25 protein-coding genes and 1 pseudogene are annotated in these 22,808 nt (G+C 69.0%); 14 read left to right on the forward strand and 12 right to left on the reverse strand.

The window, feature by feature from the left end; genetic code table 11:
• Positions 1 to 3: 3 nt before the first annotated feature.
• Positions 4 to 516 carry a DUF6624 domain-containing protein gene (locus tag FHR32_RS29385; RefSeq protein WP_221466262.1) on the forward strand — a complete coding sequence of 171 codons (513 nt, stop codon included), beginning with the start codon at positions 4 to 6 and terminating at the stop codon, positions 514 to 516.
• A gap of 123 nt (positions 517 to 639) precedes the next feature.
• On the opposite strand, the gene FHR32_RS29390 is transcribed toward FHR32_RS29385, so the two are convergent.
• The 10 genes from FHR32_RS29390 to FHR32_RS29440 all read right to left on the reverse strand — a co-directional run bounded on the left by FHR32_RS29390 (position 640) and on the right by FHR32_RS29440 (position 10,380).
• A complete protein-coding gene (locus FHR32_RS29390) occupies positions 640 to 1,557 on the reverse strand; it encodes an NsdA family TPR-like regulatory protein (RefSeq protein WP_184757724.1) in 918 nt (305 codons plus the stop codon).
• 362 nt (positions 1,558 to 1,919) lie between these two features.
• Positions 1,920 to 2,324, reverse strand: coding sequence for an HNH endonuclease (locus FHR32_RS29400; protein ID WP_184757725.1), 405 nt, complete (start codon positions 2,322 to 2,324; stop codon positions 1,920 to 1,922).
• 16 nt (positions 2,325 to 2,340) lie between these two features.
• Positions 2,341 to 3,174, reverse strand: a complete 834-nt coding sequence (locus FHR32_RS29405) for a transposase family protein (protein WP_184753093.1) — start codon at positions 3,172 to 3,174, stop codon at positions 2,341 to 2,343.
• A 105-nt stretch (positions 3,175 to 3,279) separates the two neighbouring features.
• Complete coding sequence (locus tag FHR32_RS29410) at positions 3,280 to 3,804, reverse strand: hypothetical protein (protein ID WP_184753094.1); 525 nt, start codon at positions 3,802 to 3,804, stop codon at positions 3,280 to 3,282.
• Positions 3,805 to 4,016: 212 nt separating this feature from the next.
• On the reverse strand, positions 4,017 to 4,613 hold the full coding sequence (locus tag FHR32_RS46810; RefSeq protein ID WP_221466263.1) for a group II intron reverse transcriptase/maturase: 597 nt from the start codon (positions 4,611 to 4,613) through the stop codon (positions 4,017 to 4,019).
• Positions 4,614 to 4,651: 38 nt separating this feature from the next.
• Complete coding sequence (ltrA, locus tag FHR32_RS29420) at positions 4,652 to 5,935, reverse strand: group II intron reverse transcriptase/maturase (protein WP_184753221.1); 1,284 nt, start codon at positions 5,933 to 5,935, stop codon at positions 4,652 to 4,654.
• A gap of 564 nt (positions 5,936 to 6,499) precedes the next feature.
• Positions 6,500 to 7,390, reverse strand: coding sequence for a reverse transcriptase domain-containing protein (locus FHR32_RS29425; RefSeq protein ID WP_184757726.1), 891 nt, complete (start codon positions 7,388 to 7,390; stop codon positions 6,500 to 6,502).
• A gap of 560 nt (positions 7,391 to 7,950) precedes the next feature.
• Positions 7,951 to 8,706, reverse strand: coding sequence for an IS5 family transposase (locus FHR32_RS29430; RefSeq protein ID WP_184757727.1), 756 nt, complete (start codon positions 8,704 to 8,706; stop codon positions 7,951 to 7,953).
• A 173-nt stretch (positions 8,707 to 8,879) separates the two neighbouring features.
• Entirely contained in the window at positions 8,880 to 10,052 is a 1,173-nt protein-coding gene (locus tag FHR32_RS29435; protein WP_184757728.1) for a winged helix DNA-binding domain-containing protein, read from the reverse strand.
• Positions 10,053 to 10,167: 115 nt separating this feature from the next.
• Positions 10,168 to 10,380, reverse strand: a complete 213-nt coding sequence (locus FHR32_RS29440; protein WP_184757910.1) for a hypothetical protein — start codon at positions 10,378 to 10,380, stop codon at positions 10,168 to 10,170.
• Between the two features lie 7 nt (positions 10,381 to 10,387).
• Here FHR32_RS29440 and FHR32_RS46180 point away from each other — a divergent pair, with 7 nt between their 5' ends.
• Positions 10,388 to 10,513 carry a hypothetical protein gene (locus FHR32_RS46180; protein ID WP_281391056.1) on the forward strand — a complete coding sequence of 42 codons (126 nt, stop codon included), beginning with the start codon at positions 10,388 to 10,390 and terminating at the stop codon, positions 10,511 to 10,513.
• A gap of 59 nt (positions 10,514 to 10,572) precedes the next feature.
• Here FHR32_RS46180 and FHR32_RS29445 read toward each other — a convergent pair whose 3' ends face one another.
• Positions 10,573 to 11,727: an epoxide hydrolase family protein gene (locus tag FHR32_RS29445; protein ID WP_184757729.1), complete on the reverse strand. Its 1,155-nt coding sequence runs from the start codon at positions 11,725 to 11,727 to the stop codon at positions 10,573 to 10,575.
• Between the two features lie 63 nt (positions 11,728 to 11,790).
• Between FHR32_RS29445 and FHR32_RS29450 the strand changes: the two genes are divergently transcribed.
• The 11 genes from FHR32_RS29450 (at position 11,791) to FHR32_RS29500 (ending at position 20,845) form a co-directional block, all read left to right on the forward strand.
• Positions 11,791 to 12,741, forward strand: a complete 951-nt coding sequence (locus FHR32_RS29450) for a helix-turn-helix transcriptional regulator (protein WP_184757730.1) — start codon at positions 11,791 to 11,793, stop codon at positions 12,739 to 12,741.
• 753 nt (positions 12,742 to 13,494) lie between these two features.
• On the forward strand, positions 13,495 to 14,601 hold the full coding sequence (locus FHR32_RS29455; RefSeq protein ID WP_184757731.1) for a phosphoenolpyruvate carboxykinase (ATP): 1,107 nt from the start codon (positions 13,495 to 13,497) through the stop codon (positions 14,599 to 14,601).
• A complete protein-coding gene (locus tag FHR32_RS46815; protein WP_184757732.1) occupies positions 14,598 to 14,846 on the forward strand; it encodes a hypothetical protein in 249 nt (82 codons plus the stop codon). The genes FHR32_RS29455 and FHR32_RS46815 overlap by 4 nt, the downstream gene beginning before the upstream one ends.
• Positions 14,821 to 15,252 (forward strand): HAD family hydrolase, encoded by a 432-nt coding sequence (locus FHR32_RS29465; protein ID WP_184757733.1) that lies wholly within the window; start codon positions 14,821 to 14,823, stop codon positions 15,250 to 15,252. The genes FHR32_RS46815 and FHR32_RS29465 overlap by 26 nt, the downstream gene beginning before the upstream one ends.
• Entirely contained in the window at positions 15,242 to 16,150 is a 909-nt protein-coding gene (locus FHR32_RS29470; protein ID WP_221466264.1) for an NAD(P)/FAD-dependent oxidoreductase, read from the forward strand. The genes FHR32_RS29465 and FHR32_RS29470 overlap by 11 nt, the downstream gene beginning before the upstream one ends.
• Positions 16,135 to 17,637, forward strand: a complete 1,503-nt coding sequence (locus FHR32_RS29475) for a glycosyltransferase family protein (protein WP_184757734.1) — start codon at positions 16,135 to 16,137, stop codon at positions 17,635 to 17,637. The genes FHR32_RS29470 and FHR32_RS29475 overlap by 16 nt, the downstream gene beginning before the upstream one ends.
• A gap of 1 nt (position 17,638) precedes the next feature.
• A complete protein-coding gene (locus FHR32_RS29480) occupies positions 17,639 to 17,836 on the forward strand; it encodes a hypothetical protein (protein ID WP_184757735.1) in 198 nt (65 codons plus the stop codon).
• Complete coding sequence (locus FHR32_RS29485) at positions 17,829 to 18,905, forward strand: phosphotransferase enzyme family protein (protein ID WP_184757736.1); 1,077 nt, start codon at positions 17,829 to 17,831, stop codon at positions 18,903 to 18,905. Before FHR32_RS29480 ends, FHR32_RS29485 begins: the two co-directional genes overlap by 8 nt.
• Positions 18,906 to 19,003: 98 nt before the next feature.
• Entirely contained in the window at positions 19,004 to 19,366 is a 363-nt protein-coding gene (locus FHR32_RS29490) for a hypothetical protein (RefSeq protein ID WP_184757737.1), read from the forward strand.
• A complete protein-coding gene (locus FHR32_RS29495) occupies positions 19,308 to 20,450 on the forward strand; it encodes a Rossmann-fold NAD(P)-binding domain-containing protein (RefSeq protein ID WP_184757738.1) in 1,143 nt (380 codons plus the stop codon). Before FHR32_RS29490 ends, FHR32_RS29495 begins: the two co-directional genes overlap by 59 nt.
• Positions 20,447 to 20,845 (forward strand): hypothetical protein, encoded by a 399-nt coding sequence (locus FHR32_RS29500; RefSeq protein WP_184757739.1) that lies wholly within the window; start codon positions 20,447 to 20,449, stop codon positions 20,843 to 20,845. The genes FHR32_RS29495 and FHR32_RS29500 overlap by 4 nt, the downstream gene beginning before the upstream one ends.
• Before the next feature lie 192 nt (positions 20,846 to 21,037).
• Here the strand turns inward: FHR32_RS29500 and FHR32_RS29505 are convergent, their stop codons facing one another.
• Positions 21,038 to 21,973: an ornithine cyclodeaminase family protein gene (locus FHR32_RS29505; protein WP_184757740.1), complete on the reverse strand. Its 936-nt coding sequence runs from the start codon at positions 21,971 to 21,973 to the stop codon at positions 21,038 to 21,040.
• A gap of 298 nt (positions 21,974 to 22,271) precedes the next feature.
• Here FHR32_RS29505 and FHR32_RS29510 point away from each other — a divergent pair.
• A pseudogene (locus FHR32_RS29510) lies at positions 22,272 to 22,696 on the forward strand (IS5 family transposase); the annotation flags it as partial.
• Between the last annotated feature and the right edge of the window lie 112 nt (positions 22,697 to 22,808).

Consider the following 22,808-nt stretch of genomic DNA (forward strand, 5'->3'; position numbering starts at 1 on the left):
GTCTTGCTTGATGCTGAGCTTCGGGATGAGTTGCTATGTCGCATGGATCGTGACCAGGCTGTGCGAACTGTGGCACCCCTCGGCGTCCCGCTGCCTCGGGAGATCGACGAGGAGTGGGATGCCGTCGATACCGACAACACCGCATTCTTGAAGGGCGTGATCGCCGAGCGCGGTTGGCCGGGCAACGACATGGTCGGTGAAGAAGCCGCTCACGCTGCGTGGGTGCTGATCCAGCACGCTGACCTGGATCTGGAGTTTCAGCGCAGCTGCCTGCCGCTCCTCCGAGCTGCTGTTGACGCGGGTCAGGCCAAGCCGTCCAACTTGGCGTATCTCATCGACCGCGTCCGCGTGGCCGAAGGCCGACCCCAGGTGTACGGCACCCAGTACTGCATGCAGAACGGGGTGTTCGGGCCCCGGCCAACCGAGGATCCTGATCACCTCGACGAACGACGTGCCGAGGTCGGCTTGGCCCCGCGGGCGGACTACGACCGTACGATGCGTGATCTGTACGAGTGACACTGCGGGGACACGCGGGACTCATGTCCGCCAGCCGAGCCCAAGCTGCAGGCCAAGCTTGAGCCCGATTTCAGGCGTTCCGGATGCCGTAGGCGTAGCGGCTGTTGGCCCGGGAGCGGCATATCAGGTAGGAGAGGGCAAGATGCCCAGGTAGGTGCGGAACTCCTCGGCCAGCGGCTCCCCCGCGGGTAGCCGCTGGGCGAAGGCATGGAGTTGGTCGGCGACGCGACTGGAGTCGACGCCGGTGACGAGTTCGACGGCGCGGCGCGCTGTGTAGACGGCACCGTCCAGGTCGTCCTGGTCGAACTGGGCGTCGGCGATGGCGGTTAGGCCGAGCACGGTGTCGCGGGTGTAGTCGATGCCCCGCCCGGCCATGCCTTCCTCCAGCAGCCGCACCGCGATGTCCGGGCGGCCGAGCTGCACGAAGCCCGCGCCGACCTCGATCGTGTGGGACGGCTGACGCATCCAGTAGATCCACGGCGGATCTTCGTCGGCGTCGCGGCGCCCCCAGTGGTCATCGGCGCGGAACAGCACGTCGACGGCCTGGCGGGACTCGCCGGCGACGGCGTGGGCGCGGACCTGCCACGCGTCGAGCATGGCGTGCACGGTGCGGGACGCCCCAGAGCCGATGCGTTCCCGGGCGGCCTCCAGCAGGTTGATCGCGGTACGGCCGTCGCCGGCGTAGGTGTGCTGCATCGCCATGAGCGACAGGATGTAGGCGCCGGTCAGGGTGTCGCCTCCGGTGGCGGAGGTGCGCAGCCCGGCGTGCCAGTAGCGTCCCGCGGCGGCGTGCCGGTCACCGTCGAACGCGCACCGGCCAGCGAAGCGCAGCAGTTCGCCGGCCGCGCCGTACAGGCGCCGCTCGACCGCTGAATGGTAGCGGCCGCCCTGCAGCAGCCGGGATATCAGCTGCAGGTCGGCTTGGGCGAGGTTCAGGCAGTAGTCGCCGCCGACGGTGCCGCCGTCACTGGCATTGGTGATCTTCTCTGCGGGGACGGCCGCCCAGGCGCCGGCCAGCTCAGCGGTTTCGTTCCCGGACATCAGGAGGAAAGATCGCCGGTCGGTGTCTGCTCCCATGCACCCCGCCATGATCTGTTTCGCCGTCTCAGAGAGTGTTGTGTAACTGGGTGACAGCGTTCGGTTATGCGGCTGCTTGTCGGATGTCGTGGTAGCGGGTTTGCTGACCGGCCAGGCGGGCGGCCATGAGCCGGATCATCGCGATCTTGATGAGGTCTTCGGCGTGGGCGGTGGTGCGTTCGTAGTCCCGGCACAGTCGGCGGTAGCGGGCCAGCCAGGCGGTTGGGTCGGCCGAGCGGCGAGGTTCCTGTTGAGCAGGCCCTTTTCCGCTCGGCCTCCCTCCGAACCGGACATGACGGTTTCCCGGTCATCCGGCTCTCCAGTGACTACTGCGTGAGTGGTGCGGCGGACTGCCCGGCGTGGATGTGGGCGTGGCAGGCGTCGCAGACCACCAGGGATTTGCGGCGCCGCTTGGCCATGGCTCGCATCCAGACGGGCTGGTGCTGTCCGGGTCTGGCGAGATCGGCGAGCTTGCGGACGTGGTGCACTTGGATGTTGTCCGTTCGCTGGCAGAGTTCGCAGGTATCGGCCAGGAGTCGTTTGATCAGCTCCTTGCGCGGATAGTCCACCCGGACCGGCTGACGGTCGATGATGGCCGCCATTCTCTGCCGCTGGAGCGGAATCCCACCGAACCGCGCGACCAGTGAGATCGTTTCATCCTGAAGGTGCTGGTCAGGCGCCTGGTGTGATCGAGTGAGGGTGTACTCGCGCTGGTCGCGGGTGGTGATCATGCCGGGTGATCGTCTGTCATCGGGTGTGCTCGGTGGTGGCCAGGACCATCAGGGCGCGCAGCAGGGTGGTGGCGTGGGTGGCGCGCATGCGGACCTTGATCAGGATGCGCCGGTTCTTCAGGGCGGCGAAGCCGTGTTCGACGGGGGCGCGTTCGGCACTGATCAGCTGGTTGGCCTGCTTTTCGGCCGTGGTCAGGGGGCGGTTGCGGGCGGCTTTGCGGCCGGTGATGATGACCGGGTCGTCGGGGTTGTCGTCCAGGCCGACGAAGCCGAGATCGGCGATGGCGCCCAGCCCGGCCCTGCGGAGCTGCTCGGTGAGCCGGTTGTGACGGGCGGTAGTGATCTCGCTGGAGCGGCCAGGCCGGGCGGCCGAGATCCACAGCAGGTTGCCCTTGCGGTCGGTCAGGGCCAGCACCAACACCCCATGGACCTTGTGTTTCCCCGAGTAGTTCTTGCGGTTGTCGGCGCCGGTGCGGCGGCGGGTGCGCACCAGGGTGCCATCCAGCAGCACCACTTCACCCCCGGACTTGGCGAGCTTCTTCAGGACGCGGTCCAGGCGGGGCGCGCGGGTGGCCAGCAGGTCGATGACCTCCAGCATCCAGCGGCGCACGGTGGAGGCCGAGACGTGGTTGGCGCCGGCCAGGTCGGCCAGGCGGTGATCGTGGCGGAGGAAGGCGACCACGATGGTGGCGATCTGGCCCGGGGACAGTTTCCGCCACCGTGAGCCGATCACCTTCAGATGGCCGCGCAGCAGGTCGGCGACGAAGGTGAGGGTTCGGGTGGACAGCGGCAGCAGGCAGCGGTAGACAGGGGACGGCGCGTCCTCGGCCGTGGTGTTGGTTGTTGTCACAAACCGCCATGCCCCCGGCTGGGGGCGCGCTCAGGCTGTTCGCCCGGCGATGCCCTGGTCAGGGGCTGGTCAGGGATAGCGACCCCGGTATCGGGGCCGCGTTGGTCAGGACGACGGGGCGAACGCGCCGCTGGGGGTCTTGCGCAGCCGGCCTCGCTCGGCCAGCCGTTTCAGCTTGGCCCGGACCCCCTCCACCTGCCCTGAGGCGACCGGCAGTCCGAGCTGCTCGCAGATCGCCTTGCAGATCACCGGGCCGCCGGCGGCGTCTACCGCGGCCAGCAGCGCCTGATAGTCGGCGGGCAGGTCCCCGGCGTCATCGGCTTCGTGTCGGAAGGGGATCAACCGGCCGCCGGACAGAAACTCCACGCCCCGTTCTGCCTGGGCCGCGGCCCGGGCCGCCGTCAGTGCCACCCGGTACACCGGTGTCGGCATATCGGCCGGGTCTTGGCCGGCACCGCACGCCTGCTCCGCAGCGGGGACTTCGGCGAGGATCTCCTTGACGACCTGCTCGGCCACCCTCAGCCGGTCCAGGTCGTCTTCGGCTTCGGTCAGCTGGGTACGGAGCCGTTCGGCGTGCGCGGTCGTGGAGACCAGTCGCGCGGTGATCTCCTCCAGCAGCCTCTGCGACACGGGCGTCCTCCGGCAGCGACACGTCTGTTACCTGGTGAAAGCATCCGGACACGGACGATAACGATCCGGGTCGTGTCGTCGCAGTCGAATCACGGAAGGTCCGCATTTGTCCGTGGCGGACGATCAACGGCGATGATCACCACCATCCACCAGCAGAGATCACGCCAATCCCAGCCAGGCCATCCGCTTCCACCTGCGGAAACAAGATGGAATTAGCTCAGTGGTTTCCTGCCGTCTCGTTCGATACGGGCTTCGAAACAGGTCCGCAGCCCGTGAGGCGTCTCGATCTTGGCTTTATGTTTGGCCGCCATCTTCGACACCGTCGAACGGTGCTTGCCTGCCAGGGTCTTGAGCATCGAGGTGCTCATGACCCAGTGCAGACGATGCAGCCGGTGAACGTCCCCGGCCAGCAGGTAGTACTGGACGATCCCCCGATAGATGGCTCCAAACGTGGCGACGATGGTGTGGTCGTCGCTGTTGATCAGGGCCGCTTGCCGTTCGGGTTTGCCCCGGGCAAGGTAGGGGACGCATTTGGCCTTGACCACGTCCAGCGGCACGCGCAGCCCGATCCCTCCGTTGACCGCTCTGCGGCCCCGGGTGGCCTTGCTGCTGTTGTGCCGAACGTTGATCTCATAGCCGAGGAACCGTGCCGCCCGGGTACGGGCGTGGGTGATCGGCGTCTTGTCGTGGGACAGTTCCAGCTTGAGGTCCTCGCGCAGGAACGCCGCCAGACGCTGTTTGATCTCCTCGGCTTCGGCCTTGGGCCCGGTGAACCCGAGAAGGTGGAGAGTAGGCCGGGGGAATCGCACCCCCGGCCTCTCGCAGAACCGGACTTAAACCTCTCGGCTTATCCGGCTCCCATCGCCCAGCCGTCAGGACGAGCGCCGAGACGCCAGTGCGCGAACAGGCGGGGAGATCGCCGGGCGATCTCGGCCAGCCAGGCCATCGCGCGCCGTTCCCGGCGTTTGAGCCGTTTGTATTTCCGGCACGCCCAGCCCACCAGGAGCTTGTTGAGATGCCGGAGGAAGGAGAGCAACCGGGACCGGTAGAAGCGCCCGTAATAGTTGATCCACCCCTGCACGATGCTGTTGAACATGCGGGCAAGGTCGTCCAGAGACTTGTCACTGCGCCGGGACAGATGCCAGGAGCGGATCACCGCTCCCATCGCCTTCATCGCCTGCGTGCTGACCGCGGGCAAGAACGACACGAAGTGCTTGCCGTGCTTGTTCTTGGCCAGCCGGGGCCGGAACTCATAGCCCAAGAACGTGAACCGGGTGTGCTCGTGCGAGCCCGTCCGGTCGGCGTCCTTGCAGTAGATGATGCATGTCTTGTCCGGATGCAACTCCAGGCCGACCTGCGCCAGACGCATTGCAATCGCGTCTCGCACGTATTCGGCCTGCCGGCGGCTGCCGCAGTGCACCACCGCGTCATCGCAGTAACGCTCGAACCCAAGCGCCGGAAATTCCCGGGCCAGCCAGGCGTCGAACGCGTAATGCATGAACAGGTTAGCCAGCAAAGGTGAAATCGCCGACCCCTGCGGGGTCCCGCGATCTCGGGCGACCAGGGTGCCATCCTGCCGTTGCATCGGAGCGGTCAACCACCGCTGGACATACAACAGGATCCACCGCTGATCCGGTGAAAGGTGCTTGGCGACGGCCTTGAGCACCAGGTCATGCGGCACGGTGTCGAAGAAGGCCCGGATGTCCATGTCGATCACCCAATCCTTCCGCCAGCACCGCACCCGGCACGCCCCAACCGCATCCAGCGCCGACTTGCCCGGCCGATAGCCGTAGGAATCCGGATGGAAGATCGGTTCGACCTTCGGCTCCAGATACATCCGCACCACCGTCTGGGCCACCCGGTCGGCCACGGTCGGCACGCCCAGCACCCGCACCCCTCGCCCTTGCGGCTTGGGGATCTCCACCGCTTTCACCGGCGGCGGGAAGTACGAGCCTGAGGACAACCGGTTCCAGATCCGATACAGATTCCGGTCCCGATCGGCCTCGAACTGCGCGATCGACTCCTCATCGACCCCCGCCGCCCCCTTGTTGGCCTTGACTCTCTGAAACGCTTCCCAGACCTTCCACTTGTCGATCTGAAACGGCTTGTCCTGCTGCCTGAGTTCGCTCACCTGGCTCCTCCCGGCCCGATCGGATGACCAGCCGGTTGACCACCAAGCGACTCCGGGCGACCCGGCCCCTTCGCTCCACGCCCATTACGGCGCTTCTGCACTACTACGAGCCGGTCCGTCCCTCCGCCTCGCCCCGGTACTCGGCCCCTTGCAGTGTCCGCTGCTTGGGGTACTCCCTTCGGCCGGACGCTCCAACACGCGCCCGACACCGCTGAGACGGCAGGTTCCCACGTTCCGTACTGGCGCCCAAGCCGAACTCGCGCCACCTTGACGCCGGTCACCACCTGGCCAGCAAGCAGGCACCCGCCAGGCTCATCCCGGGGCAACAACTGGACCCCGGTTTCGATGACGCCGCTACGCTTTCGACGTTTCATCAGTGGTTCACTCTCGTTCGCCTTCTCGGCTCACACCTGACGCATCTCGTGCGCCTTTTCCGCGACGCTCACCACCACGGCCATTGAGCCGCAGCAACTCGCGGTGGTTTGGGACCTCCCCCTGCGTGAGCGATCCCGGAGGACCTACCTCCATCACCAGCACAGCACCGCATCCGAAGCTCGCGATCTTCTACATCACAACCTCCATCAGCGTTCGTGGCGCACAGTCGTCCGCGTAACGGCAGAGCCGATAGTTGGGCAGACCTTGACGGCGTCGCTTGGCCCGTTCATATGGGCTGGCTCCCGGTCCTCCCGGACCCTGGGCGATGAACTCGTCCAGGACCGACAGGGCCACGTTGCTCAGCAACGGGGAGAGAATCGACCCTTGCGGGGAACCAGCGTTGGTATCCGCCAGCGTGCCATTCTCGGTGAGAATGCCCGCCTTAAGGAACGCCTTCACCAAGGCCAAGACACGTTTGTCTCCAACGCGATCGCGCACCCGATCCATGAGCGCCGAATGCGAAATTTCGTCGAAGCAGGCTTTGATGTCCCCTTCCACGATCCACTCATAAGAACGGGAAGTGAAATGGTGCACCTCAGCCACCGCGTCATGAGCCCGACGGTTCGGACGGAACCCGTAGGAGCACGGGAGGAAATCCGCCTCGAAAATCGGCTCCAACACCAGTTTTAAAGAAGCCTGGACCACCCGGTCCCGGATCGTCGCGATCCCCAGGTAGCGGACCTTACCGCCCGCCTTGGGAATCGCTCGCTGCCGGACCGGCAGAGGACGGAACGTACGGGCTTTGAGATCATCCCGTAGCTCCGCGAGAAACCCCTCCAGCCCGCGCACAGCCTGAATATAGTGGGCGGTCTCGCCGTCCACCCCGGCCGTACGAGCTCCTTTGTTACCCCGCACCCGAACCCACGCGACCAGCAAGAACGCGGGATCGGTGACGAGATTGAACAGATCATCGAACCGGCGATGAGGATCATCACTGGCCCAGCGGTGCAGCTTGGTTTGGATCCCCAGTACCCGGCGCTCCGCCATATGCATGGCGTATTCCAGTTCGTCGGTATTCACCGGCGACCTCCTGACATTCCCTGACGTCCACTGCTGACTTGCTGGCCCCCTTCGCCATGTGCACGCCTCTCGCGTGCTCGAACTACTACGGGGCCTCCGCCCCGTTCCGCGCCTTCGACCGACGACGGGCCTATCCCGCCGACCCAGATGGGTTCCAGACGGCGGGAACGATGCGGAACGGTTCCCGTGTTCACTGCGAATCGATCGATCAGCTTGGCATCCAGCTTTGCCCCGGCAGCATCGCCATGGTTACGCCGCAGGCCTTCACCATGGCCTCCCCACCGGCACGCTAAGCCGGCTTCGGAGTCGGCCCTCCAACGGAAAGCCGTGCACTGCATCCCGGCCCATATCCACCAGATTTGAGCCGGTGCCACGCTTACGGAGCTTTGTCACTGATTCCTGTTCGTATACCGTCTGATCTCGCTCGCCGGACCCGGCCCGTCTGGCAGTGCCGAACCGCCCCGGCTTTGTCAGCGCTGCTTCCCGCCCTCCCCGGCGTCTCCCGGATCGGACTGCGCTCAGCTCCCACCAGGCTGCTGCGACAGCCCAGCGAGGAGGTCTCACACCTCCTTCGATTCCCAGCGCCTCACGGCGCACGAGCGCCTCGTGGCGCACAAGGTCCTCTCCACGACCCATCTGCGCGGCAGTAGTTGGAAGCCTTTGATGTCGTCGTTGCGTTTGACGACTTCCAGCTTGATGCCCAGTTCGTGGTCGGCCCAGTCGATGAGGCTGGCGTCGACGCTGTTGGCGTACCCGCCGTCGACCCAGATCAGCCCGATGGTGGGGTACTGCTGGTCGATGGAGTGCAGCACCAGCCTGGCCCCGGCGCGGTCCTGCACCGAGGCGGAGTGCACCATGCAGACCAGCAGCAGCCCGTTCGTGTCGACCAGCAGATGCCGCTTGCGGCCTCGCACTCTCTTTCCCGCGTCGTATCCGATCTGCTCGCCGCCGCAGGCGGATTTGGCCGACTGAGAGTCCAGCACCGCCGCGGTGGGGGCCGGGTCGCGGCCGTCGGCCTGGCGCACCTGGTCACGTAACACGTCGTGGATGTCGTCCCACACCCCCAACGCGCTCCAGTACCGGAACCACCGGTAGACGGCGTGCCACGGGGCCAGATCGTGCGGGACCAGACGCCAGGCGCAGCCGGAGACCAGTACGTACAGAATTGTGTCGATGATAAGCCGGTGGCCGTGCTTCAACGGTCGTCCACCCTTGGTCGTATCCCGTACCGGCAGGTGAGCGGATACGACCTGCCACATCGCGTCGGTCAGTGCGCACGGGTAGGCTCGGCGGGCGTCATCCCCGCCAGTATTCATGTTGTCCACAAACACGCGATCTTGGCGGGGATGACCCTTTCCCTGCACGATCGACACGCTGAATTCCCTTGACACGCAAGGCTTCCAGGGCCGGGCAACCTCAGGTAGTCAACCAGTTACACAACACTCGCTCAGGTATGGCGGTCGCGAGGCGGAATGCTCTGCTGAATGACCTATGCATGGCCCCCAACGGTCACCGTGCCGATGGTCAACCGCGGTTCTCCCTCCAGGATCTCTCCGATGCGCCCCACTTGGTCGTCGAGGTCCCGACGTTGGGAGGGGGTGAGCAGGGTCAACGGCTCGACCGTGATGTCCAGCTTGCGTCCGGAGCGGCGCTGATGCCAGACGCCTGCGACCATGCCGTCGATCAGCAGTACTGGAAAGTTGCCGGCCTGGCCGCCGGCGAGCGCGCGTCGTGCGGCTGGTCCCGGGAAGAGCAGCTCCCGGGGATGGCTGCCAACGGTGTAGTGGTCGAAGTACGGCAGCAGCCGCACGCCGCACGGTGGCAGGGATGCCGCGGCAGTGTCACCGGAGGCAACCCATGCGCGGGCGCCACCGACCTCGACCTGTTCCAGTTCACCCGCGAGGGAGTCGAACAGTTTGGTCGCCCAACCGCGCGGGGCGGACAGCCATTGCGCGAAGTGCTGCGGCGTGGCCGGGCCGTAGGCGTGCAGGTAGCGGCGGACAAGGCCGGCGAGCGCGTCGGATGCCGCGGCCGGCTGGAATCCGTGCAGCCACCGCTGCGGGCTGGTAAAGGTGACGTTTCGCCCGCGGTTCGGGCCGAAACACAGCGCGCCGCGGTGTGCGGCGAGGTGCATGGCTTGCCGCCAGCGTGGCCACATGCCCTGGAATGCGGGCACCACCGGGTCAGTGGCCCAGGGCCCGGTACGGACGGCCACCTCCGCGCCGAGTTCGTCGATGGTGAGTTCGGCGTCGGCTAGTGTCGCCGCGATCGCCGCGACGACCTCGTCGGTCTGTTCGGGGGTCAGTCGCACGTTGGCGGGCATGGGGTTCGTCGCCGGGGGTACCGCGCTGAGCGCGCCGGTCCACAGTGGCAGGTCAACTGTCGGCAGCAGGTGTACGGTGCCGCGCGGCCCGTACGTCTTCACCAAACTGCGTTCGCTCCACAGCGCGTCCCGGACAGTGGTCCGCGTGGCACCGGCGACGCGGAGCCCGATGGACACTTCGGCGGCGGACAGTACCTGGGCATGCGCGCCGCACATGGCGGCGACGGCGTCGGCTGGTCGGCCGTCGCGCACCGGGGCGAACAGTCCGTGCCGGTCGAGCCGCCGGCCACATACGTCGGCCCAGGACAGCCGCGGCACGGCGGCGGAACGGTTGGTCATCGGGCACATCTCCCGGTATGTCGTCGATCGGAGTCTGGTGATGCCGGTGCCGGCACCGGAACAGAAGGCAGTCCGCGTCAGCGGAGCTTGACGAAGAACGCGCGCAGGTCGGCGGCTATCGCATCGACGACCTCCATCGCGACGAAGTAGCCGCTGGGTTGTTCTCCGGCCAGTGGATGATCTTGTCGTGCTGCTCGGCGAACCGGCGGATGCCGGGCGGCGCGGAGTAGACCCCGGTCGGCATCAGGCTCATGTTCGTCAGCCTGGTGGAGATGAAGTAGACCGGATTCGGCCTTGCCGTCGCGGTCCTGCTGGACGCGGTGGTCATCCGGATCATGATCCTGCCAGAGCTGATGACCCTGCTTGGCGACAAGAGCTGGTGGCCGTCACGGGCGGTGCTGCGGGCCAGGGCCGCCGCGGCCCAGGAGCCGCTGACCATGTCGATCCTGGTCGTTCGCTGAGCCCGAGCGCCGAACACCACCGCGGCGCCAACCTGATCGAGGTCGGCGCCGCGGTGGTTTCAGCGCAGCTTGCTGAAGAACTCCCGGACGTCACCGACGAGAAGGTCGGGGGCCTCCATGGCGGCGAAGTGGCCGCCGCGGCCGAATTCGGACCAGTGCACGACAGTGTGTTCGAGCTCGACAGTGCGCCGGATCGACACATCCATGGGGAACACCGCGACCCCGGTCGGCACCGTGGAACGCTCACTCGCGCCCCAGGCTCCGGCATGCGCGGTCTCGTAGTAGCTGTTGGCCGAGGACCCGGCGGTGCCGGTCAGCCAATACAGCATCACGTTGGTGAGCAACAGATCCCGGTCCACCGCGTCCTCGGGCAGTTCGGCGGCCGGATCGGTCCACTCCTTGAACTTCTCCACGATCCAGGCCAACTGCCCGACCGGGGAGTCGTGCAGCCCGTGCGCCAGGGTCTGCGGCCGGGTGATCTGGATCATCATGTAGCCGGACTGCTCAGTCTTCAGGTACTGCAGGCGCTCCAGCCGCGCCCGCTCGGCCTCGGTCAGCTCCCCCACCTCGTCCCGGTTGACCTCGGTGAACGCGGAGAGCCCGTTCGCGTGCACGCCGACGACCTTGTCAGGGTTGAGCCGGCCGAGCCCCGGGGAGATGACCGCGCCGGTGTCGCCGCCCTGCGCGCCGTAGCGGTCGTAGCCGAGCCGGTTCATCAGCTCAGCGAACGCCCTGGTCACCCGGTTGGTGTCCCAGCCGGCCTCGCCGGTCGGCCCGGAGAACCCGCTGCCGGGGATCGACGGGATCACCAGGTGGAACGCGTCCGCCGGGTCTCCGCCATGTGCCCTGGGGTCGGTCAGCGGGCCGATGACGTTCAGGAACTCCACGATCGAGCCGGGCCAGCCGTGGGTCAGGATCAGCGGCAGCGCGTCCGGTTCGGGCGAGCGCACGTGCAGGAAGTGGATGTTCTGCCCGTCGATCTCGGTGGTGAACTGCGGGTACTTGTTCAGCTCCCGCTCGTAGACGCGCCAGTCGTAGCCATCACGCCAGTACTCGGCCAGCCCCTTGAGGTAGCTCACCGGCACCCCGCGGCTCCAGCCGGCATCAGGCAGGTCCGCGGCCCACCGGGTCCTAGCGAGCCGGTCCCGCAGGTCGTCCAGGTCAGCCTGGGGAATGTCGATGGTGAAGGGCCGGATTTCGCTGTTGTTCTCCATGCCGATAACTCTAGGAGCCGGTTAGGTCAGACTCGGTCCTAGGTCAATGGCAGACTTCGAACCATGTGGGAAACCTCGACACGGCTGCTGCGACTGCTCTCGCTCCTGCAGACCCGACGCGACTGGTCCGGCGCCGAACTGGCCGAGCGACTGGAGATCACTCCACGAACCGTGCGCCGCGACATCGACCGGCTGCGCGGCCTGGGCTACCCCGTGCTGGCCACCGCGGGCACCGCCGGCTACCGGCTGGGCGCCGGCGCGGACCTGCCGCCGCTGCTGCTCGACGACGACGAAGCCGTCGCGGTCGCGATGGGCCTGCGCACGGCCGCTGGCGGTTCGATCACCGGCATCGAGGAGACCTCAGTGCGGGCCCTGGCCAAGGTCGAACAGGTACTGCCGTCCCGGCTGCGCCACCGGATCAACGCCCTGCAGTCGGTGACGGTGCCGATGGCCAACACCGGCCCCACCGTCGACCCGAGCACCCTCACCGCCATCGCCGCCGCCTGCCGCGACTCGCTGCGCCTGCGCTTCGACTACCGCACCCACGACGGAACCAGCAGCATCCGCACGACCGAGCCGCACCGGCTGGTGCACGCGGGCCGGCGCTGGTACCTCATCGGCTGGGACGTCGACCGCCAGGACTGGCGCACCTACCGCGTGGACCGCCTCGACCCGCGCACGCCCACCGGCCCCCGGTTCACCCCGCGCACCCCACCAGACCCCGATATCAGCGGCTACACCTCGCGGGCGATCTCCACATCGGCCTACCGCTACCAGGCCCGGTTCACCCTGCACGTCAGCGCCGAGACCGCGGCGGAGCGGATCGCCCCCACCACCGGAGCGCTGGAGCCGATCGACGAGCACAGCTGCACCCTGCGGGCCGGGTCCAACTCGCTGGACGAGTTGGCCATCTACGTGACAACCAAAGGGTTCGACTTCCAGGTGCACGAACCCCCGGAGCTTGTCGAGCACGTCAGGACGCTGGCAGCCCGGCTCGCCAGCGCGACGGATTAGTACCGCGGTCGGGTCGGGGCAGCAGGAGTGGGGTGATCAGGATGAGCGGGCCGGCGATCGCGACCGCGGTGCGGGGGCTGGTGATGCTGGCCAGCAGGCCCCACAGGGCGGTCAGCACGGCGACGGTGGCCTTGCTGGTGACCGACCACGCGGGCAGGGTGCGGGCGACTCGGTCCGTCGGGACCTGGTCGAGCCGGCAGGACAGCCGCGAGCCGAGGAGGCCTCCGACACACGGTACTTGCGAACGCGAGGCCGTACCGCCATGGCGCGAACCCCAGCCAGGACGGCCAAGGATGATTCAACACCGTCTGCTCGTCGATGCCGACCTCTTCGGCAATGGCGAGTTGTGCTTTGAGTTCGGGCACGGCCTTGCCGTGCTCCCACCTGTAGACCTTCTGCCGGTGGCCGGCCATGTTCAAACCCGAACGGCGTTGCACCAGCTTGGCGACGTCGGTGTGGGTCCAGCCGTGTTGATCCCGTATGTAGGCCAGCGGGTGGTGGAACAGAGGCTGATCGCTGCTCATGTCGTGCCCCTTAGGGGGAGGGGAGACTACCGCGAGGCTACGGCGATGTTCTGTCCCTCGCTCCTGACACCCGGTTCTCTGAGATCAGACCGTAACCAGGTGGGTGCGAGGTGCGACAGGAGCGGTTGATGGTGGCCGTGCCTCTTCCCTCGCACCAGGCGAAGAAGGAGTTTCCCGTGACGAAACGTCAGGTCAGTGGCCTCGTCTTGCGGTTGGGGGTGGGCGCGTGATGGCATCGGAGGTTGGGAGCAGCGGAGCCGGGCCGGAGCGGGCGGCGGATCTCGTGCTGGACTCGTGGCGGTTGCGCGTGTCCGGAGATCCGGATCTGCTGGCGGGTGTCCTGGCGGTGATGGCGCCGCCGTGCACGGTCGACGCGGTCGCCGTGGGCGCCGGCTGGACGGTGCGCGTCCAGCGGGATGAGCAGGACGAGCTTCCCTGCGCGGATGACGTCGACGCGTTGTTCACCGACCGGCCTGTCCTGGTTTCCCCTTGCGGGGGGCCTCAGCTCGCGGTGGTCGACGCGTCGGACGGGCTGCTTCGCCTGCTGGGCCGCTACCGGTCGGGCAGTGCGGCCGCGCTGCTGGAAGTCGACCGGGCGTGGCGTACGACCCGGGTCGTTGTCCCCGAGGCTGGGCCGGGCCGGAGCTGGCTGGACTGGGTGGCCCGGCTGTTCTTCTCCTCCCGCATGCTCGCCGGAGGCTGGCGGCTGTTGCACGCGTCCGCGGTCGTGGTCGACGGTGCGGCGGTGCTGTTCATCGCCGGTCAGGGAGGCGGTAAGTCGACGCTGGCGTACCGGGCGTGCGCGCAGTTCATGGCCGATGACCTGGTGATGGTCGGGCCGGGCGGGATCGTGGCGGGCTGGCCGACGCGGGCCGCGCCCCCCGTGGGGCTGACCGCCCCGGAGGGGGCCGGGCCGGAGCGGGAGCAGTCGGTGGAGGGGACACGGCAGCGGGTCCTGTTCACCCCGCATGAGCACCGCGCCGTCTTGGGGTGCGCGCCGCCCACACCGCTGGGCGTCGTCGTGCACGTGACAGCCGACCTCGACCCGGGCGGTGCGGCGGGCCGGGTGGCGTGGGCTACCCCGCTGGAGGCGGCCGAGGTGGACGCTGTGATGACGAGGGCGGCGGACGTTCCGGCGCAGCGGCTGTACTCCACCGACCTGCTCGGCCTGACCGGCGGCCCGTCGCTGGTCCGCGTCGACCGGCCGGACCTCGGCTGGGACACGATGTTGGGCGGTGCTGCTGGCGCACGGCTGACCCTGGACGACCTGCGGGCACTGCCTCAGGCTCCGGTGTGGGAGGCGCTGTCGGTGTGGCTGCCGGGGGTGAAGCGGTGACGGGGACTACAGCGGACACCCGGCGGATCGTGGCGGTGCGCAGCGCTGGCCGCGTCCTGGCGGTCGTCTCCGGCGACGGCCTGATCGCGGCGTGGCCGCAGGTCGCGCCGCATGTCCCCGGCGCCTGCGGCGACCCGCTGCAGGAGGGCGGTCATTCCACCGTTGCGGGGGTGGTCGTGCGGGACGACGCTGGAGGACCCGGCGGCTGCCGCCCGGGCGGTGTTCACCGCCGTCCCGGACGCTGAGATCGACGCGCGGGCCGCGCAGACGCTGCGGGAACTGCACGACAGCGGGCTGGTGTGCGTGCTGGCGTGCGACACCCAGCGCCCGGAGAGTGTGCGCCGCCGTACGCTGCGGGACTCGGGCATCGCCGACTGCTTCGACGCTCTGGTGCTGTCCAGCACGGTGGGCGTCCGTAAACCTGCCGCGCGGTTCTACGCCGCCGTGATCGAAGCCGCTGGCCGCCCCGCGGCGGAGATCCTGTTCGTCGGGGACACCCCGGCGAAGGACGCCGTCGGCCCGCGCACCCATGGTATGCGTGCCGCGCTGATCAGCGCTGAAGGCCGCCCGGCCGGGTTGGACCCGGCTATCGGTGTGATCTCCCACCTGGCTGAGCTGCCCGCCTACCTGGAGGGCCTCCATGAGCGTTGAGGCTGCTCGCCCGCTGGCGTGCCGGTATGCGGGGCCGCGGATCCGCCTGACCGGCGGGCAAGCCCACCTGCAGCCCGCCTCAGCGGTCCCGGCGGGCATGTTGCGGGCACGGTTCAGCGTGCTCAGCCCCGGCACTGAGCGCCGCCACCTGCACGCCACCGAAGGCCCTGATGGTTCCCGCGACGCCGGCTACATGACGCTCGGCGGTGACCATTCCGCCGGGTGGGTGCTGGCTGCGGTTCCGCGCGGCGCGTCGTTCGACGTCTCCAGCGGCGGCACGGTCACCGCGCCGCCCGGCACCCGCGTGCAGGCGGCGGCGGTGGCGCGTTTCCAGCAGATGGCGGTCCTGGGTCTGGACCGGTTGCCTGTCCGCGCCTCGCTGGATGACGTCGTGGTGGTCGGCTCCGGGCCTGTCGCGTTGGGCTGCGCCCTGGAGTTGCGCCGCCGAGGCGCCTGCCGGGTGCGGGTGTTGACGTCCCGGCCGCAGGCGCCGATCAGCCTTGTACCCGGAGTGGAGTGCGTCACGACGGTGGAGCGGGGCAGCGCCGGCCTGGTCGTGGACGCGGTCGGCGCTCCGCGGCAAGCCGCGCGGCTCCTCACGCTGGGCGGCCTGCTCGGCCTGCTCGGCACACCCGACCCGGGGTCGGTCCTGCCGCCGCTGTCGCTGCACCGGGCCGGATGGACGGTCGTCGGCATACATGAGCTCATCGCGGTGGCGACCCCCCGATACCGGGACGCCTACACCGCGTCGGCGGCCTGGCTGAACCGCCTCGCCCCGGACCTGGTCGACGCCTGGTGCCGGATCGTGCCCGGTGAGCTCGCAACGGGCCTGTACGCGTGCCTGGGCGGGCCTCGCCCCGCCGAACCTGTTGTGATCTTCTCGTGGGAGTCGTCGTGATCACCCCGATCGGTTTGTACAGCATCTCGGTGCGTGGCCTGGAGGTGCCGGGCCTGCTGGGCTGGGCCGCGTCGTACGGTGTGCCGTTCGTGCACCTGCGCGGCGGGCCTCGCGGCGTCGACCTGGCTGCCCAGTCCACGAAGGTCGTGTGGCAGTGGCGCAAAGCGGCTGTGGACACGGGGGTGCCGATCACCGGGGTCACCGCGGACGCGGACCTCGCGGACCTGCTGACCGACGATGTCTCCGCCCGCGCCCGGGCAGCCCAGAAGGTGGTTCGCCTCGCTGAGTCCGCGGCTCTCCTCGGCGCCGAATGGGTGCGGCTGCTGGCCCGCACCCCTTTGACCGGGCGGGAACCGGCCGGCGCGGCACGTCTGCCCGTGCTGGCGAACAGCGCGGTGCCGCTGCTGGTGGAACTGCACCACCCAGGGTGGATGGAGCCGGACGCCTTCGTGCCGCTGGTCGAGTTGGTCGACGCCTGCCCGGCGGTGTGGCTGCTGGCTGATACGGCGCAGCTCGCCGCCGCCATCCCCGCAGGCTCCAGGGCCCCCGCCTGGTTGGGGTGCGTCCTCGACCAGGCCAAAGCGGTGCACCTGTCCGACACGGGCGCCGGACTGGACACGGCCGGGCATGCCCTGGTCGCCTCGCCGGCTGCCGCCCGGATCGACGCCGGGCAGCGCCTGGAGGTCGCCCTGGAGTGGACCGGAGCCGACCGTAGCCCGTCCGCGTGTCTGGCCCGCCCCACCCAACCGGGGGTGATCAACGTACACCGGCTGAAGCGCCTGTACCGGGGCCCGGACGGGGAACGCACGCTCACCGCCGCGAAAAACCTGGTGGAGCGGCTGGCAGGGTTGCGCGACGGCGGGTGGCGGATCGTGTGGACGGTGCATAACCTGCTGCCCATCGATGGCGGGCCGCCCAGTAGCGCCGACTGGCATGCCGCGCTCGGCGTGCTCGGCGTGGCCGACACGGTCCTGACACACACCTGCTCCGACGCCGTCTACCTGTCCCGGCTGACGAAGGCGCCCGTCATCGTGGCCGGTTGGTCAGGGCTGAGCGCCCCCACCACCTTCGGCCCGGAGCCGGAGGCGGTGGGCGACCTGACCGGCTGGTTGCGCGCCGCGCCCTACACGGTGCTGGTCGTGGGGAACCTCACCGCCTACAAAGACCTGCCCGCCGTGGTGGGCGCGTTCACCGGCCACACCCGGCACGCACGGCTGCTGGTCGCCGGACCGTGCCGCGACGAAACGCTGGCCGCTGAACTCGAAGCCGCAGCGCAACCGGGCGGCGGCAGGGCGCGGGTGTATCCGCACCGGATCCCGCCCGAGCACGTGTACGGTCTGTACCGGGCAGCCGATGCCGCGCTGTGCCCGTACCGGGTCGACGGGCCGTGGGAGTTCTTCACCCAGGTTCTGTACCCGGGCTCGGTCGGTACCGCGCTGGCGTTCGGCCCCCCCGGTCATCGCCCCGGACCTGCCCGCCATCGATGAGATGACCGCCGGGCACCCGGCGCTGCTCTACCCCGCCGGGGACGGCCCCGGCCAGGTGCTGGCCGTCGCCGAAGCCGTACCCCGGCCTCGCACCCGCCGGGCGGCGGTGGATGGTGCAGCCCGCTGGCGGGCCATCGCTGCGACCTACCGGCGCATGTTCGACCAACTCACCGAAAGCAAGGAGACCCAACGTGCCTGACATCACAACCAACCGGTCGGCCGCCGAGCGGGGCGACCGGGTCGCCGCCATCCTGGCCGGCCGCTACGGGCTGACGGCGCGAACCATCGAGCAGCTGCCCATCGGGCAGGGCACCGTCAACTACCGGGCCGTCTGCGACGACGGGCAGGAGGCGTTCGTCAAGAACTACCCGGCCGGCACTGACCTGCAGGCCGAGGAGGCAGCCATCGCATTGTCGGCCCGCGCGGTGGAGGCGGGCATCCCCGGGCCGCAAGTGCTGCCCAACCAGGACGGGGACGTCATCGACGCCGGCACTCCGCTGGCTGTGTCGGTGTGGGAGTGGAGGCCCGGCGGTGTCGTCACCCTGCTGTCGCAGCCCCAGCTCGCCGAGGCCGGTACCGAACTGGGCCGCATCCACGCCCTGTTCGCCGGCCTGCCCGCGACCCCCCTGGCGCAGGAGTCAGCGACGCAGCGGTGGCGCGACATCGACGTGGAAGACCTCACCGCGACGATCGACCAGCTCCTGGAGATCATCGCCGGGCGCATCAGCGCCGGTGCCGGTGCCGGTGACGCGTTCGACGTCGAGGCGCAGCGCACCCTGCTGGAGCGCCGCGACCAGCTGACCCTGGTTCCCGAACTGCTGGCCGGCCTGCCCGCGGAGCTGACCGTGCAGGTCCTGCACGGCGACTACTCCCCGGTGAACCTGCTCTTCACGGGGGAGACCCTGTCGGCGGTGCTGGACTTCCGGCCCCCGGACCCGTTCCTGGTGGCCTATGACCTGGGCCGGATGGCGTTCTACCCCAACACGGTGACCGGTGATGCGGACTGGCTCGGCGCCGCCGCCACCCTGATCCGCGCCTACCGGCAAGCGCACCCCGACGTCGCTGCCGTCGACGTGCGCGCCTGCGGGCGGGTCGCCCTGCTGCAGATGCTGAAAAGCCTGTACGGCGTCCGGCAGCACTACCTCAAGCCGGGCCTGTTCCAAGACGACCTGGACGAGTTCTGGCTGATACGGCACCGCACCGTGTGCGTCCTGCTGGCCAAGCTCACCGCGACCGACACGCTGCTGACCGGGCTGGCCAACGCCTGACCCGGCCGGCTCAACCACCCGCCCCCGACAACCCCCCGCCCCCCGACACTCTTCAAGGGAGATTCCCGTGACCGTGGACACCGTCCTCTCGCATACCCGTGCGCTGGCACCCCTACGCCCCGGAACGCCCCGACACCCTCAGCCACGTGCTGCCCGAGGAGTGTTCGGAGATCCTCCTCGACGTGTGGTCCGGCGGGGAGGAGGCCGCCGGGGACCTGCAGGCGTGGCTGCACGCGCGGATGCGCTGCTACGACTCGGCTGAGCTGGCGCAGATCACCGCGTCCATGCCGTTGCTGGCCCGCCACGCCACCCCGGACGGGCACCTCGCCAGATGGGCGGTGATCTTCCGTGATCATTACGTGGAGAACAGCCTCGCCTTCCTCATGGCACTGCAGGAGGCAGGTGTCCCCCCGCAGTGGATCTACGTCCCTGGCGAAGGGCGACCGCACCCGCAACCGTGACCGCGTCCACGCGACGCTGCTCGCCCAGGGGTGCGCCAGCGGACTGCTGGACAACACCACGATCAACGCGCCCGAGACGTACGCCGACGACCTCGCCCATGCCATGGCCGGGGTGGACGCGTTCATCGACGCCGCCCACGAGGCCGAACGGCCCGTGCTGGTCATCGACGACGGCGGCCTGCTCGCCCTGATCGCCGCCGCTGAGGCCGGCTACCCCACCTACCGCGCCGCCGCTGACGCGCTGCAGGCGGTGCGGCCCTTCGTGGTGGTCGGCACCACCGGCAAGGACGCCCTCACCGCGGAGACGGTGCCGCTGCTGCCCGACGGTGTCGTGCTGGCCCCGTACGCCACCCGCGACTTCGCGCTCCTCGCATCCGATCCGGAGCTCGCCGACACGGTGGAGGAGATTCCCGGCGTCGGCCGCCGCTACCGCCTGCGGGGCGGCGCCCAGGTGACGATCCTCGGCGACGGCCGCTCCCTGAACCTGTTCGAGTCCGACGCCATCCCCAACCAGGGCTACGACGCCTACCGGGCCGGGACGCTCATCGCGGCGAAAGCCTTCTGCGCCCAAGCCGACACCACCCCGGCCGGTGTGCACGCCGACCTCGTCGACGACGTCATCGCCGCGTCCGGCCTGTACGACGACTACCACGACACCTACCTGGCCGCCGGTGTGCCCGCCCGGGCCGCCTCGACCGGACCCACGGGTCTGGCAGGCATGGCGGCGTGCGTGGTCGGATACGGCGCCGCCGGCCGCCTGCACGCCCAGCTCCTCACCGACGCCGGCGCCCAGCTGACGATTCTGGACCCCAAGCACCAGGACCTGCCGAAGACGTACCGGAGTTTCCGCCACGGCGTCGACGACCTGCCCGCAGCGGTCGCGGCCGGCATCGGACTGTGGTCGGTGTGCTGCCCCACCGCTGACCACCTGCCGGTACTGCAGTCGATTCTCACTCAGGACCCGGCCGAGCGGGTCCTGCTGGAGAAGCCCGCCTGTCAAGGGCATGAGATCGACGCGTTCACCCGCCTGCTCGATGAGCACCCGAACGCCCGCGTCATGAGCACCCGAACGCCCGCGTCATGATCACCGACCAGTATCGGCATGCCCGTGCCCTCACCGTCCACGCCGGCCGCACCCACGTCACCGTGCACCTCGCCCCAGTCACCACTGCGGGCGGGTGGCAGTTGGACCGCAACCACCACCGCATCACCGTCGAACACGACGGCCATGTCCTGCACGACGAGGTCATGGAGGACTCCCCGCTGCAGACGGCCATCTGCGCCGCCGCCAGCACCCTGACCGGCTCCCAGCCGCTGCCGCCGCTGGACCTGGGCCCGCTGCGGCGGATCACCGCGCTCGCCGAGAACCTGCACGCCCAACAGCCTGAACAGCCGCAGACGTTTTCGACCGGCGGTCTCGTCCCGGCGCAGCCTGCCGCTCCGACGGTCCGCGGCGGCGCCCGGATCGCAACCGGGTGAGCGAACCACCCACCGGGACACTGTGAGTGGTCCGGCACCAGCACGGCCTCAACGGGCCCGGTCTCATGCCGTGTCAGCAAGCTGCGCGGACACTTCGCCGCTACGTTGCCTTCGTAGCCGGAGACATGACGCATGGCGGCCGGCTGACCGGCCGGAAGCCGGGGAGCCGGACCGCTTCTGCGTGGGCCGTGGTCACTCCCACAGGGGGAGTGGCTGACCGGCACCGTTCTTGACCGCGGCGGCGTAGAGCGCCTGTGCGGCGGTCACGTCCTGGATCGCGGTGCCCGTGGAGTCGTAGACCACGATCTCGTCGGCGTTCCTGCGGCCCGGCGTGGCGCCGAGCACGATCTCGCCGAGTTCGGCTCTGACCGGGGTCTCGGGGCGGTGGTGCAACTCGCCGACCTCGGCGCACTGATGGGTCACGTCGGTGATCAGGGCAGCGCCCGCCAGCAGGTCGTCGTGGAGTTCGCGTTTGGCGGGGGCATCCGAGCCGACGGCTGCCACCAGGGTGCCCGGCTGTACGTCCCGCAGGCCCAGGTAGGGCTGAGTGGCGGGGGTCAGAGTGACGACGATGCCGGCCTGCCGCGCGGCCTCCGCGGGCGTCGTGGCGAGGTGCGCTCCGTGATCGGCCGCGAAACGTCCGGCTTTGGCCTGGTCGCGTCCCCATACGATGACCCGCTCGATCGGGCGGACCGCGCGGATCGCCTCGATGTGGCTGGCGGCCTGAGCACCGGTGCCGAGTACGGCCAGCGTGGATGCATGGGGGAGCGCCAGATGGCGTACGGCCACCGCGGTCGCCGCGGCCGTACGCAGCCGGGTGACCGTGGCCGATTCGAGGAACAGCAGTGGCTGGCCGTTCGAGCCGTCGAACAGGGCGATGACACCGACGATGCTCGGCAGGCCCAGCGTGGCGGGCCGGTCGTAGAAGCAGGCGCCGATCTTGACGCCGACCACGCCGCCGAGCCCGCTGGCCTTGATGTGGAACTCGCCGGGCGGGCTGTCCAGGTGCGCCAGGCGGCTGGGCAGGGTGTCGCCACGGGCGTAGGCGGCGAAGGCGTCCTCGATGAGGTCGATGTAGTCGGCCGGAGTGAGCAGCCGCTCGATGTCCGACTGTGTGATCATGAGCATGCTCGAAGAGCTTTCCTAATTTTTCCTACTAAGTCCATGGGATGTGGGAAGGGAAACGTGTCCTTGCCGGTGAGGTTCGATGGGAGCCGGAACCGCATGCCGCGCTGAAGGTGTGGTGGCCGGAGAAGGCGAGAGGATCGCTGAATGGAGCAGCGGCAGGTGACGTTGATGGACGGGCCATGGGACGGGATGGCGTTCCTGGCGGCCGCTGAGGACGATGAGGGCGGCGCCTACATGAAAAGACACACCTAAGAAGTCCTAACAGAATGAATTCTGTCGTGTACGCGTTGTGCGTTGTATGAGGAAGGGCGAACAACTGCCCTGGATCGTTTCGGACGAGCTGTGGGAGCGGATCGAGCCGTTGCTGCCGAAGGTGGGGCGCCGTTACCGGCACCCCGGGCGTAAGCGGCTCGATGACCGCAAGGCGCTGTGCGGGATCTTGTTCGTGCTCTACACCGCGATCCCGTGGGAGTTCCTGCCACAGGAACTCGGGTTCGGTTCGGGCATGACGTGCTGGCGCCGGTTACGCGACTGGCACCAGGCCGGGGTCTGGGACCGGCTGCACCAGATGTTGCTGGCCGAGTTGCACACCGCCGATCAGCTGGACTGGTCCAAGGCGGTGATCGACAGCTCCCGTGTGCGGGCGCTCAAGGGCGGCCCAAAACCGGTCCGAGCCCGGTCGACCGCGCCAATACGGGCTCGAAACACCACCTGATCACCGACGGCGTCTGCCCGGCATGGAGAAGGTCGAGCAGATACGCGGTCTCCTCGATGGTGTCGGTCCCCTGGGTGACCACGACGCCGTCCGCCCCGCAGGTGCGGACGGCGTCCGCGA

The sequence above is a fragment of the Streptosporangium album genome, assembly GCF_014203795.1.
Lineage (GTDB): Bacteria > Actinomycetota > Actinomycetes > Streptosporangiales > Streptosporangiaceae > Streptosporangium > Streptosporangium album.